At 51.7% G+C, this 12,808-nt stretch carries 11 protein-coding genes; all 11 read right to left on the bottom strand.

What is annotated here, in order from left to right; genetic code table 11:
• Window positions 1-114 precede the first annotated feature (114 nt).
• The 11 genes from DW757_RS00935 to plsY all read right to left on the bottom strand — a co-directional run bounded on the left by DW757_RS00935 (window position 115) and on the right by plsY (window position 12,807).
• Entirely contained in the window at window positions 115-1,443 is a 1,329-nt protein-coding gene (locus DW757_RS00935) for a lysozyme inhibitor LprI family protein (protein ID WP_021966799.1), read from the bottom strand.
• Window positions 1,444-1,678: 235 nt separating this feature from the next.
• Window positions 1,679-2,155 (bottom strand): ribonuclease HI, encoded by a 477-nt coding sequence (gene rnhA, locus DW757_RS00930; protein ID WP_008398144.1) that lies wholly within the window; start codon window positions 2,153-2,155, stop codon window positions 1,679-1,681.
• A 36-nt stretch (window positions 2,156-2,191) separates the two neighbouring features.
• Window positions 2,192-3,799, bottom strand: a complete 1,608-nt coding sequence (locus tag DW757_RS00925; RefSeq protein ID WP_008398143.1) for an MBL fold metallo-hydrolase — start codon at window positions 3,797-3,799, stop codon at window positions 2,192-2,194.
• 199 nt (window positions 3,800-3,998) lie between these two features.
• Window positions 3,999-5,474: a stage IV sporulation protein A gene (gene spoIVA / locus DW757_RS00920; RefSeq protein WP_008398141.1), complete on the bottom strand. Its 1,476-nt coding sequence runs from the start codon at window positions 5,472-5,474 to the stop codon at window positions 3,999-4,001.
• A gap of 324 nt (window positions 5,475-5,798) precedes the next feature.
• Entirely contained in the window at window positions 5,799-6,509 is a 711-nt protein-coding gene (locus DW757_RS00910; protein WP_008398139.1) for an ABC transporter ATP-binding protein, read from the bottom strand.
• A 108-nt stretch (window positions 6,510-6,617) separates the two neighbouring features.
• On the bottom strand, window positions 6,618-7,376 hold the full coding sequence (locus DW757_RS00905) for an ABC transporter ATP-binding protein (RefSeq protein ID WP_008398138.1): 759 nt from the start codon (window positions 7,374-7,376) through the stop codon (window positions 6,618-6,620).
• Between the two features lie 2 nt (window positions 7,377-7,378).
• Window positions 7,379-8,473 carry a branched-chain amino acid ABC transporter permease gene (locus DW757_RS00900; protein WP_044931461.1) on the bottom strand — a complete coding sequence of 365 codons (1,095 nt, stop codon included), beginning with the start codon at window positions 8,471-8,473 and terminating at the stop codon, window positions 7,379-7,381.
• 15 nt (window positions 8,474-8,488) lie between these two features.
• Complete coding sequence (locus tag DW757_RS00895; RefSeq protein WP_044931459.1) at window positions 8,489-9,370, bottom strand: branched-chain amino acid ABC transporter permease; 882 nt, start codon at window positions 9,368-9,370, stop codon at window positions 8,489-8,491.
• 237 nt (window positions 9,371-9,607) lie between these two features.
• Entirely contained in the window at window positions 9,608-10,807 is a 1,200-nt protein-coding gene (locus DW757_RS00890; RefSeq protein WP_008398134.1) for an ABC transporter substrate-binding protein, read from the bottom strand.
• 284 nt (window positions 10,808-11,091) lie between these two features.
• Window positions 11,092-12,099, bottom strand: a complete 1,008-nt coding sequence (locus DW757_RS00885; protein WP_118750719.1) for an NAD(P)H-dependent glycerol-3-phosphate dehydrogenase — start codon at window positions 12,097-12,099, stop codon at window positions 11,092-11,094.
• Between the two features lie 48 nt (window positions 12,100-12,147).
• A complete protein-coding gene (gene plsY / locus DW757_RS00880) occupies window positions 12,148-12,807 on the bottom strand; it encodes a glycerol-3-phosphate 1-O-acyltransferase PlsY (protein ID WP_008398132.1) in 660 nt (219 codons plus the stop codon).
• Between the last annotated feature and the right edge of the window lies 1 nt (window position 12,808).

Genomic DNA, 12,808 nt, shown 5'->3' with positions numbered 1-12,808 from the left:
TGCAGGTGGGAGAAAGGGGCGGCGTTCATGAAAAAAGATGTTAAGCAGAACGGCACAGGCAAAGCTGCTCTGTTTCCTTCTCCAAAACAGCTGTGCCTGTGCCGTTCTGCGGCGTCACTGCGTCTCCTCCTGGGGGAGACAGCTTCCATAGGAGTCTAAAAGAGCATAGGCTCTCTCTCTGGTAGATTTGGCAAGAGATGCCGTGTGCTCCAATCCCTCCAGGGTTCCTCCCTTATACCGGGAAGCCGCCTTTCTGGCATCCTCATCTTTCTGCCGAATCCATGTCCTCTCTTCCTTTTTCAGTTTCTCCGCCTCCTCGGTATCGAGACGGCTCATAATATCCTTATAGATCACATTCAGTTCATCATCCCAGAGCTTCAGCTCATAATCCGCCATATTCAGGTATGACCATGTGCTCGTATCTGCTCTGGAATTTTTCAGCTGCTCCACCAGTACCTCAATATCTGCTAATTCCTGGCGGTAGTCCTGTTCTGTCATCTCCTCCTTTGTTCCCTCGGAGGCTGCCTTTGTATCTGAGGCAGTGCCATCTGCATTTCGGGATGCTGAGCCGGCTGCTTCTGTCTGTCCTCCCGGCTGAGCTGCTGCCTCCGTCCCTTCTCTCCCCGAAAGCGCTGCGGCTTTGGGTACGGATCGAAGCCTGGCGTCAGCCTTATCCGAAGCTGCTCCTCCGGCAGAGCTCTCCTTCCCCCTGGACTGACTGTTATCGGCCTGAAGGGAAAAAGGGGTGCTCCCGGGGCCTGCCTCTGTCTGTCCCGTCTGTCCCTTTGAAGAAGCTTCTGTCTTTTGATTTTTTCCGGGCAGCTCCGTCTGTGCGGAGCTATCTTTCTTTTCATTCTCCTGAACTTTGCCTGCCAAAGGGTTCTCTGTCTGAAGTGTCCCGGCAGATAAGCCGCTCTCCGGCGCCTTCCCGGATTCCTCTTTATATGGCGCTGCACCGTTATTTAACGCGGACTTTGAGTTTCCTTTTTCTGATGTGTTTTTCCCAGTCTCTCCTCCTGCTTGGGCCTGCTCACCGGAAGTCCCGGAAATCTCGCTATTCTTGGCAGCTTGAGTATCCTTTCCTGTCTTATCTCCTGTCTGCTCTTTTCCTTTAGTTCCGGCAGCCTCTGGCTCCGGGGCGCTGTTCTGTGCTTTCGCCGGCCCTATTCCGTCAGAGTAAGATGCAGTGGAAGAAGTATCCGGGCCGTCTGCCTCGTCTGCAGCCCTTCCTGCCGGCGGCAGGCTGTTTTCTGCAGGATCTGCTTCTGCCTCAGCCCCTTCTTTCTGTACCTCAAACTCTTCAGCGGTGTATTCCTGGGCTGTATACTCACCAGGCTGTCCGGTCTCTTCTCCTCCGGATACAAATCGTCTCACATGGAAGGTTACAAAAAAGCCGAACGCGCAGATCAAAAGGACGGTAATGATAAATTCTCTATTTTTCAATCTGAGCCATTCCTTTGCACACTTTGATATAAATACCATATCATAAATGGTGCTGAAAGAAAAGAAGCAGAAGAAAGACGTAATATATTGTAAGATATAATTAATATTTTCCTGCAGCTGACTCAGGCCGGCATCTGCAATGCCGGCCTGCCTTAACTGTAAATTATTCCGCTGTTTCCTGTTCAGAGCCCTCTGGCTCCCGGCACTTTTCAGTCTGTTTTCCCGTCTTTTTCGCCTATAATACCCCTGGATCTGTCAGAAGGTTTTCCCCGTCTGCAGCAGAGGTTGCAAGGAAGTCACACCTTTCATTTTCCGGGTGCCCGTTGTGCCCTTTTACCCAGATAAATGTGATCTTATGGGGACTGGCTGCAGCCAGGAGGCGCTTCCAGAGATCTACATTTTTAACCGGTTCGTTTTTTCCCCTCTTCCAGCCTTTCTTTATCCATCCGTCAATCCAGTGCTGGTTAAAAGCGTCCACCAGGTATTTTGAGTCTGAATAAAGCTCCACCTGGCAGGGACGGTTCAGCGCTTCCAGCCCGGCTATAGCCGCCATCAGTTCCATACGGTTGTTGGTTGTCCGCCTGTACCCTGCCGACAGTTCCTTCACGTGGAGCTGTCCCCTGGTGTCTGTATAGTGAAGGACGGTTCCAAAACCGCCTGGCCCGTCCGGGTTTCCCCTGGCGGCTCCATCTGTGTAAATTTCCACTTTCACATGTCTGTCCTCTCTGTCCGTTTCTTTTTTGGAAGGCTAGCGATCCCACTTGTCGCAGAGGGAATTAATCTGATCTGCAAATTTTGCCAGATCCTTATTTGCCCCGCCCTCATTGTCCATGACAACACGGCGGAGGCGATCCACAGCAGCCAGAAGTCTTCCGAATACACCGGCCGCTCTCTTGGATGTCTCTCTCTCCTCCTCCCTGCGGATCGGAACACCCTCTGTGATTGTCTCAAATTTTCCTTCAGCCAGATTATAGACCGTTCCGCTGAACGGGGCGAAGGCATTGAGCCCGTACTCTTTTTCCAGCTTCTCGGCAAAGTGAGTGCAGACCTCATCATCGCCGTGAACCACAAATACCTGTTTCGGCTTCTCCATAAAACTGTTGATAAATGTAAGAAGGCCTTTCTGATCCGCGTGCCCGCTGATACCCTCAATCTTCTCAATATGGGCCTCCACGTCAATGGTTTCGCCGAACAGTTTAACCTCCTTTTTCCCTTCAATAATGCTGCGCCCCAGAGTTCCCACTGCCTGGTAGCCGGCAAACAGGATCGTACATTCCGGCCTCCAGAGGTTGTGCTTCAGATGGTGGCGGATTCGCCCGGCATCGCACATGCCGGCAGCAGAGATGATAACCTTGGGCTTATCGTCAAAGTTGATGGCGATGGACTCCTGGCTGCTGACAGACAGCTTAAGACCCTTAAAAGCAATGGGATTGATCCCCTTTTTCACAAGAGCTTTTGTCTCCTCATTGTAGCAGTCCAGCATATTTTTCTTGAACACCTGGGTAGCTTCCACAGCCAGAGGGCTGTCCACGTACACGTCAAAATCGCCGTGTCCTGTCACCAGTCCCTCCTCCTTGATCCTCCTGATATAGTAGAGCACCTCCTGGGTACGCCCCACAGCGAAGGCAGGGATTACCACATTTCCTCCCCGGTCCAGAGTCTCCTGAATCACCCTGGCAAATTCCTCGATATGCTCAGCCGAATGGCGGTGGAGCCTGTCCCCGTAGGTGCTCTCCATCACCACATAATCTGCCTGGGCAATGTACTGAGGATTGCGGATCAGAGGCTTGTTCATATTTCCGATGTCGCCGGAAAATACAATCTTTTTGGAGCATCCGTCTTCCGTCAGCCACACCTCAATAAATGCAGAGCCCAGCAGGTGGCCTGCATCCGTAAACCGGATCTCCACCCCCTCCGAAAGTCTTATAATCTCATTGTACTCGCAGGGCACAAAGTGCTTCAGAACTCCCTCTGCATCATTCATCGTGTAGAGAGGCGGCTCCTGAGGACGGCCGGCCCTCTTTGCCTTCCTGTTCTTCCACTCTGCCTCTGACTCCTGGATATGGGCGCAGTCCTTCAGCATAATATTGCACAGATCGCAGGTAGCACGAGAAGCCATAATCTGGCCCGAGAAACCTCTCGCAAAGATAAACGGCAGCATTCCCACATGGTCAATGTGGGAATGCGTTACAAGCACGTAATCAATATCCGCATAGCTGACTGGCAGTTCTTGATTCTGGTACTTGTTGGAGCCCTGCTCCATTCCGCAGTCAATGAGAATATTCAGCCCGCAGGCCTCCAGATAATGGCAGCTCCCTGTAACTTCATGATCGGCTCCGATAAATGTCAGTCTCATATAACCCTCTCCTGTCTTTCTGCCCGCTGCGTTTTGCCAGTACCGCCCCCTCCGGCCGCATACCGCCTTCATTCTGGGCCTTTTCTGCGAAAAATCCAGACAAAAGCCGCCTGTTTTCCTCTTTTACTCAGATACAATACGTCTGTTTGTCCGTCTTTTTTCACATTATCCTGTGTTTTCCTAGATATTATAACTTATTTCAGATAATTATGCAAATCATTCCTCCGTTGCTGTCATTAATTATTTTCTGCAGCGTGTCCTGGAGCTTCATCTGGCAATCCTCGGTCATCTGGGATATCTTAGCCTGAATGCCGTCACTCACGATCTGCTCCACGCTTTTTCCGAAAATATTTGTGTTCCAGAGACCGTCCTCGCTTTCTTTAGCGTTGGCCTTGATATAGTCGATCAGATCCGCCGCCTGCTTTTCACTTCCCACAATGGGAGCAATCTCCGTCTCTATATGAGCCTTGATCAGATTGAGAGACGGGGCCTGGGCTTTCATTTTTACACCGTACTTATTTCCATGGCGGATAATCTGGGGCTCATCAAGCACAATCTCAGAGCGATCCGGCGTCACCACCCCGTATCCCTTCAGCCGCGCCTGGCTCAGTGCGTCCCCTACCTTCTCGTACTCTCTCTCCATGGCGGCCAGGCGCTTTAAGGTCTGCATCAGTCTGTACTCGCCGTCAATGGGCACCCCCACATAGTCGCTTAAAATCTGGTAATAGCACCCGTCATCCACATCGATCTCCACGGAAACACTTCCGTCCGCCATCTTCATACCGGTCACCTTCATGCGCCTGATGGACTCGTCAGGGGCAGTCAGCAGCTCTCCCTGCACATCTTTCATATGGCTGGTCTTTTTAAGAATCTCCTTTACCGCCTGGATGACGTGAGCCTTCAGCCAGTGATCCTGAGGCAGAATTTCCAGCCATTTGGGGATGGAAAAGTCGAGCTCCGACACTGGAAACTCTGTGAGAACCTCCTCCATAATTCTGCGAATGTCCTCTTTTTTCAGCTGTTCGCAGTTGACCGGCATAACCTGCACTCCGTATTTTTTCTCAAGCTCCGAGGCCAGCTGCTTTGTCTCATCTGAGTAGGGGCGCATGGAATTGAGCAGAATCAGGAAGGGCTTATTTAAGTTTTTCAGCTCCTTTACAGTCTTTTCCTCCGCCGCTGTATAGTTCTGCCTTTTTATCTCTCCGAAGGAGCCGTCGGTTGTGATAACAAGTCCGATAGTGGAGTGATCGGTAATGACTTTTCTGGTTCCCAGCTCTGCTGCCTGGGTAAAGGGAATCTCATAATCGAACCAGGGCGTCTTCACCAGACGCTCCGCGTCGTTTTCAATGTGCCCTGCTGCTCCCTCCACCATAAATCCTACACAGTCAATCAGTCTGACTTTGGCGTCAATCCCTTCTCCCAGCGGAATCTGTACCGCCTCCTTGGGAATAAACTTGGGTTCTGTGGTCATAATGGTTTTTCCCGCCGCACTCTGGGGCAGCTCATCCCTGGTGCGTTCTCTCACATGCTCATCCTCCATGCCAGGGAGAACCATCTGCTCCATAAAGCGCTTGATAAACGTGGATTTTCCCGTGCGCACGGGCCCCACCACGCCTATGTAGATTTCTCCGCCCGTGCGGGCCTTAATATCGCTGTATACATTAAAACTGTCCATATTATTACCCCCTTGCTGTGCTGGTACAGTATATGCACCTGGAGGGCGTCATAGACATGACGTTTCAAAGCCCCGTTTCATGCTCCGCCTTTTTCCTGGTTTACCATCGCCCCGGGGCGGTTTCTTTTTTCTGAATATTTTGATGTAGCTGCTTCAAATTTCGGCGCCATACAAAGGCTGGACAGAAAAAACCGCCGCACAGCCATATCTCCTGCTGCCCGGCGGTTTTCAGTATTTTGATTTTTGCTTTCTTTGTTAAACCGCGGACATCCCGTCCCCGGCAGCATCCCTTACAGCCATCTTTTCCAGCACGGATTTTGTCCGCTATTCGCTCAGATACGCCTTCTTCACCTGATCGTTATTCATCAGCTCTTTTGCATCTCCTCTGAGAACGATCTTTCCCGTTTCCAGCACATATGCCTTATTGGCAATGGAGAGAGCTTTCTTTGCGTTCTGCTCCACCAGAAGAACCGTTGTCCCCTCTTTGCTGATTTCCTGGATAATCTCGAAAATCTCATTTACATACAGGGGAGAAAGTCCCATGGAGGGCTCATCCATGACAAGCAGCCTGGGGTGAGACATGAGGGCGCGCCCCATGGCCAGCATCTGCTGCTCACCGCCGGAGAGCGTTCCCGCAAGCTGATTCTTCCTCTCTTCAAGCCTCGGAAAGCGCTGATAGATCCTTTTAATGGTCTCCTCGCTTTCCTGCCTGTTATTTCTCGTAAATGCTCCCATTTTCAGGTTCTGCAGCACTGTCAGCTGGGCAAACACCCGCCGGCCCTCCGGCACATGGGCGATTCCCATGGATACCAGCTTATAGCCCGGTACCTTTGTGATTTCCTTTCCCTCGAATACAATGCTTCCTGATTTCACCGGGATCAGTCCCGTAAGGGCGTGAAGCGTCGTCGTCTTTCCGGCGCCGTTGGCTCCGATCAGGGCGATGACGTCCCCCTCCTCCACCTCAAAGGAGATTCCCTTAAGGGCCTGGATTACGCCGTAATAGACACTTAAATCCTTTACTTCCAGCATTGCCATGACTCTGACCTCCTAATATCTCAAACTTAATCCTATTCTCTTCCAAAGCAGCAAAATCCCTGCTGCAAGCTGAGAGCTTCCCTTCCGCGAAGGCGTCTGCCCTTTTCGCTATTCGCCCAGGTAGGCTTTGATAACCTCGGGGTTATTTAACACCTCTCCCGTCGGCCCTTCTGTAAGCACATGGCCGAAATTCAGCACTGTCAGGCGCTCGCAGATCCCTGATACAAGCTTCATATCATGCTCAATCAGGAGAATTGTCATGTCAAAATTGTCACGGACAAACTGGATGGTATCCATCAGTTCCTTTGTCTCATTGGGGTTCATGCCTGCCGCAGGTTCATCGAGAAGAAGGAGCTTCGGCTCTGTGGCCAGAGCTCTGGCAATCTCCAGCTTTCTCTGCTTTCCATAGGGAAGATTTGAGGCCTTGACTGCGAACTCACCGTCCAGCCCGAATACCTTTAACAGTTCCAGAGCCTGCTCATCCATCTCGCGCTCCACCCTCCTGTACTTGGGAAGGCGGAAAATGCCTGTCAAAGTCCCATATGGGTGGTGGTTGTGAAGCCCGACCTTTACATTGTCAAGCACGCTCAGCTCCTTGAAGAGACGGATGTTCTGAAAAGTTCTGGCAATCCCTGCTCGGTTGATCTCAATATTCTTCTTTCCGGCGATATTCGCCCCATCTAACAGAATGATACCGCCGTCCGGCTTGTACACTCCCGTCAGCAGGTTGAACACGGTTGTCTTTCCAGCTCCGTTTGGGCCGATGAGGCCGTAGAGCTGTCCCTTCTCGATGGTGATGTTAAAGTCATCCACCGCCTTCAGTCCACCGAAGGAGATACTCAAATTTTTCACTTCCAGCATTGCCATAATTACGCCTCCTTCGCCTGCTCTTTTTTCTTCCTGCCCCGGATTGATTCGATGATGCGGCTTCTTATCTCAATCGCTTTCGGACTGGAATTCAAAAGCATCATGACAATCAGGACAATCGCGTAAATCAGCATTCTGTAGCTGCTGAGACCTCTCAGAAGCTCCGGCAGCAGCGTCAGAATCACAGCAGCGATAATGGAGCCGCGGATATTTCCGATTCCGCCAAGCACCACGAACACAAGAATCATAATGGACATGTTGTAGCCGAAGGCCTTTGGCGTGGCAGCCAGAGTAGCCAGGTTATGAGCATAGAGCACTCCTGCCACTCCCGCCAGAGCCGCAGATACGGAGAAAGCCAGAAGCTTATACTTTGTAATATTGATTCCCACAGATTCCGCTGCTATCCTGTTGTCGCGAATCGCCATGATGGCGCGGCCGGTCCGTGAATGAATCAGGTTCTGAACAATGAAGAGCGTGAGCAGCACGAGGATGATTCCGATTGTAAAGGTAGCCGCCTTCGGGGTGCCCGAAATTCCCTGGGCTCCCTTTATGATTACCTCGCCTCCCTCCTCCAGATTCAGGGAAGCTGCATCCTTCAGAGAAAAATGGATTCCCCTGCTGTCGATTCCTACAAACAGAGCGTTGATCAGGTTTTTGATAATCTCTCCGAAGGCAAGGGTGACAATGGCAAGGTAGTCTCCCTTTAAGCGGAGAACCGGAATTCCTATCAGAATGCCGAATACAGCCGCCACAGCCGCCCCGATGACAATGGCAACGATAAACAGGCCGAGAATTGCCATATCATCGTTCTTGGCAATGCCAAATGTCTTCATCATGGCGTTTGTGAAGAAGGCTCCGGAAAAGGCACCCACGCACATAAATCCCGCGTGTCCAAGGCTCAGCTCGCCCAGAATTCCCACCGTCAGGTTCAGGGAAACTGCCAGGATTACATAAGTGCAAAGCGGCACAAGAATTCCCTTTAAGAGGCTTGTCATCCCTCCTGTTGCCGTCAGAATCTGCACCAGAATGAAACAGGCGAGAACAATGCCGTATGTGACGGCATTCTGAACCAGCGTTTTTTTTCTGTATGTTTTGATATTCATGGCCTGCACCTACACTTTCTCACTGATTTTTTTGCCCAGAATTCCCGTCGGACGTACCAAAAGGACGATAATCAGCACGGAGAATACAATGGCATCTGAGAGCTGGGAGGAAATATACGCCTTCGCCAGATTCTCAATCACTCCTAAAAGCACTCCTCCGATCAGAGCGCCCGGTATGGAGCCGATGCCGCCGAATACTGCTGCCACAAAGGCCTTGATACCCGGCATGGAACCGGTGTAGGGAGTCAGGGACGGATAGGCGGAACAGAGCAGTACGCCTGCAATAGCCGCCAGGGCAGAACCGATGGCGAAGGTGACAGCGATCGTTCCGTTTACATTAATACCCATCAGAGTGGCCGCCCCTCTGTCTTCCGATACAGCCAGCATAGCCTGACCGATCTTCGTCTTGTTGATAAAGAGCATCAGGCCGATCATAATGATAATACAGGCAGCAATGGTGACAATGGTGACGCCGGAAATGGAGAGGGCTCCTCCGGCCAGCTTTAACGGCGGCACATTCACAACAGAGGTAAACTGGCGGGCGTTGGAGCCGAAAATTAAGAGCGCCACATTCTGAAGCAGGTAGCTGACGCCGATAGCTGTAATCAGAACTGCCAGCGGAGAGGCCCCGCGCAGAGGCCTGTAAGCCACCCTCTCTACTGTCACACCGAGAACAGTGCAGACTACCACAGCTGCCAGGACTCCCAGAAGCGGGGAGCCGCCCATGGTGCTGACCACCGTAAAGGTTGTAAAGCCGCCCACCATGATGATATCGCCGTGGGCAAAATTCAGCATCTTCGCTATACCGTAAACCATGGTATAGCCCAGGGCGATGATGGCGTAAACACTGCCCAGGCTGATGCCGTTAATCAGATAGGAGAGAAAATTAATCATCTTCCTGCACCTCTTTTTCTTCTATATTTTGTCTGGAGATATACGTGTGAAACGTTTTCTTCGGTTCCATCCCGACTGACATCCCGATGGAACTGCTCGTCAGATGCATGCTCATGCAGGCATGGCATACGCTTTCCTTGCTGTTATACCACAAAACAGGGCTGCCGCATTTTCTGCTGCAGCAGCCCTCTGTTTTATGCGGTCTTTCCGGTGAGCCAAGCCTCTCCGGTTTGATTAGTCCATCATCTCATAAACACCGTTTACAATCTTGGCGGCCTTTGGAGCCTTATCCGGCTCTCCGGCTGCATTCCATGTCATTCCCTCTCCGGTCAGTCCGTCCACCGTGATCTCTGTCATAGCGGTCTTCATAGCCTCACACATATCGGAGATATCCATATCCGGTGTGAGTCCTGCCTTCTCAGCGGCAGCCTTGATTGCGTATACGCTGTCATATGCGCCTGCACCGAACTGAAGAGGCTCAATTCCGTATGCCTCCTCGTAGGCTTTAACGAAATCCTGGCTTCCCTCCTCATCCACGGTGAATGGTGTTAAAAGCATTAAGCCTTCTGCCAGAGCCGGATCAAAATTTTCTACGCTTAAGATTCCATCCATTCCGTCACATCCGAAGAACTGCGGATGGAAGTCCTTGTCATCAGCCTGCTTTAAAATAGTGGAGGCCTCCTGGTAGTAGATCGGAAGGAATACCAGCTCTGCGCCTGCCTCCTTGGCCTTGTCAAGCTGTACGGAAAAGTCCGTGTTGCTGTCTGCGGTAAAGGCCTCGCTGGCCACAATCTCAAGTCCCTTTTCCTCAGCCGTTGTCACGAAGGATTCGCGGATTCCGTCAGAGTACTCGCTGGAGCTGTCGTAGATAATGGCAATCTTTGTGGCGAGGCCATGCTCTGCAATATACTCGGCAGATTTCTTTCCCTGATCCGGGTCAGAGAAGCATACGCGGAATACATTGTCATTCTCCACACACTGAACGGCTGAACCGGACGGAGTGAGCTGGAACATATTATCCACTGCGGACTCTGCTCCTACCGCAATACACGGTTTGGAAGTTACAGTTCCGACCAGCATCTGAATTCCCTTATCCTTTAATGTATTATAGGCATTTACTGCCTTCTCGGCGTCGTTCTCATCATCTTCGAAGTAATACTCTACCTGATATCCATTGATACCGCCTGCCTCATTGATCTCATTGACAGCCAGCTCGATTCCGTTTTTGACAGATTCTCCGTAGGCAGCTGCAGAACCTGTCAGCGGCCCAATGCCGCCGAGGACGAATACTTCTCCCGCCGCTCCCTTTTCCTCTGTCTTGGCCTCCTCTGCACCGGTGCTGTCGGAGCTTCCCGCACTTCCAGAGCCTCCGCATCCTGCCAGTGACAGCGCCATCATGGCTGCCAGTCCTAAACTGAGTAATCGTTTTTTCATACTATCTCCTCCAGACCTTTCATTAACAATTCGCTAATGTTTTTTGATTGACGCCATTATAATTTTCCCTTTTTCAAAAGTCAATACAAAAATGTGATAGTTTTCACGATTTCGTCAAAAAAAGTCGTTTTTTTTGCTGTTTTCCTGAAAATTCATCACTTCAGGTTATAGCTTATATCGGAATAGATTATAATGGTGTCAAATCATCTGTCTGTCCGCAGAATAGCTACAGATGGTTTTTGGAGAAAAACAAACGCGGTCAGAGACCGCGTTAAATTTATCTGCTAATCCCAGGGCAGCAGGCTGTTTTCAATCCGCTTGTCCCTGAGCATCAGATCCCCCACTGCTGCCTTTGCCGCTTTTCCCTCAAACAGCACCTGGTTCACCTGTTCCACAATGGGCATATCCTCGCCGTACTTTTCTGCCAGCGCTCTGGCAGCTCTGGCAGAGTACACGCCCTCCACCACCATCTGCACCTCTTTCATGGCTTCCTCCATGGTATATCCCTTTCCAATCAGGATGCCTGCCCGGCGGTTGCGGCTGTGCATACTGGCACAGGTAACAATCAGATCTCCGATTCCGGAAAGGCCGAAAAAGGTCTGCTCCCTTCCGCCCATCCGCACTCCCAAGCGTGTGATCTCCGCGATTCCCCTGGTTATCAGCGCTGCCTTGGTGTTGTCGCCGTATCCGAGACCGTCGGCAATGCCCGCGGCCAGGGCGATTACATTCTTTAAGGCAGCTCCTATCTCGATGCCCAGGATATCCGGGCTTGTGTAAACGCGAAAGACAGGGCTCATGAAGACGGACTGGAGATACTCCGCCGTTTTTCTCCGGTGGGCGCCTACCACACAGGTCGTCGGAAGTCCCCGGCTTACCTCCTCCGCATGGCTGGGACCGGATAAAATCGCCACCTCGGCCTCCGGGAGTTCCTCCTCAATCACCTGGGAAAGAGTCATCAGGGTAGCGTCCTCAATACCTTTGGCCACGTCCACCACAATCTGCCCCTTTCTCAGAAAAAGCCGCATTCTGGCCGCTGTCTGGCGCACAAACACAGAGGGCACTGCCATGATCAGCACATCCTTCCCTCCCATACCCTGCTCTAAATCAGCAGTCAGAGAAATTTCCTGTGGTATGACAGTCTCCGGGAGGTTTTTGTGGCGGCGCGTCCGCCCCATCTCCTCGATCTCCTCCGGAAGAGCTGACCAGATCTCCACCTGGTGCCCATTGTTATGTAACAGTACGGCCAGCGCAGTTCCCCACGTTCCGGCCCCGATCACGCCGATTGATGTCATTCTTTCTTCCCCTTCCTTTCGGCTGCTGCGCCTGTTTTCTTCTGTCTCTTACTGCTGTCCGGCCTGTTTTTTTGAGGCCCCCAGCTTATTCTCCGTGCCTGTCAGAAGGCGTTTGATATTTGCCCTGTGGCGCCAGATGGCCATCACCATGAGGATGCCTCCCAGAACGCAGAACTCTGGAAAACAGCCTTCCGCCACCCGGTAGCTTCCCTGGCTTCCGAAAATCACAAGCTCTGCAAAAAAGATAACCGCCACCAGAATGGAGCCCAGGGACACATATCTTGTGATGCCCACCGTCACCCCGAACACAACCAGGCAGGTGAGCATAATGCGAAAATCCATAAAGGTGAGAATTCCCGCCATGCAGGCAATTCCCTTGCCGCCTCTGAATTTCAGATAAAACGGGAAATTGTGTCCGAGCGTCACCCCAAGGCCTGCATACAGAGCCCAGAGGGAACTGTTTACGGCCCCGTCTCCGCGGCCGAACAGCAGCTGGGCCAGAGCCATGGCAAACACTGCCTTGAAAAAATCCCCGAAAAATACGATCGCTCCTGCTTTTTTCCCCATGACACGAAGCACATTGGTGGAGCCTGCGTTTCCGCTTCCATACTGGCGGATGTCAAGCCCCTTAGACCTTCCGTACAGGTACCCCGACTGGATCAGCCCGAAGGCATACCCAATTCCCAAACAGACAAGCCGTTCCATCATC

Origin of the sequence: Clostridium sp. AM29-11AC (genome assembly GCF_003480545.1) — a bacterium.
In the GTDB taxonomy this organism is placed as follows: domain Bacteria; phylum Bacillota; class Clostridia; order Lachnospirales; family Lachnospiraceae; genus Otoolea; species Otoolea saccharolyticum_A.
The sequence above is the reverse complement of the archived record's forward strand: the minus strand, read 5'-3'. Positions and strand labels throughout refer to the sequence as shown.

Excerpts from the sequence above, each read along its gene's own strand:
- DW757_RS00925 (WP_008398143.1), bottom strand. The coding sequence starts at position 3,799 with ATGAGACTGACATTTATCGGAGCCGATCATGAAGTTACAGGGAGCTGC.
- spoIVA (WP_008398141.1), bottom strand. The coding sequence starts at position 5,474 with ATGGACAGTTTTAATGTATACAGCGATATTAAGGCCCGCACGGGCGGA.
- DW757_RS00910 (WP_008398139.1), bottom strand. The coding sequence starts at position 6,509 with ATGGCAATGCTGGAAGTAAAGGATTTAAGTGTCTATTACGGCGTAATC.
- DW757_RS00905 (WP_008398138.1), bottom strand. The coding sequence starts at position 7,376 with ATGGCAATGCTGGAAGTGAAAAATTTGAGTATCTCCTTCGGTGGACTG.
- DW757_RS00890 (WP_008398134.1), bottom strand. The coding sequence starts at position 10,807 with ATGAAAAAACGATTACTCAGTTTAGGACTGGCAGCCATGATGGCGCTG.
- DW757_RS00885 (WP_118750719.1), bottom strand. The coding sequence starts at position 12,099 with ATGACATCAATCGGCGTGATCGGGGCCGGAACGTGGGGAACTGCGCTG.
- plsY (WP_008398132.1), bottom strand. The coding sequence starts at position 12,807 with ATGATGGAACGGCTTGTCTGTTTGGGAATTGGGTATGCCTTCGGGCTG.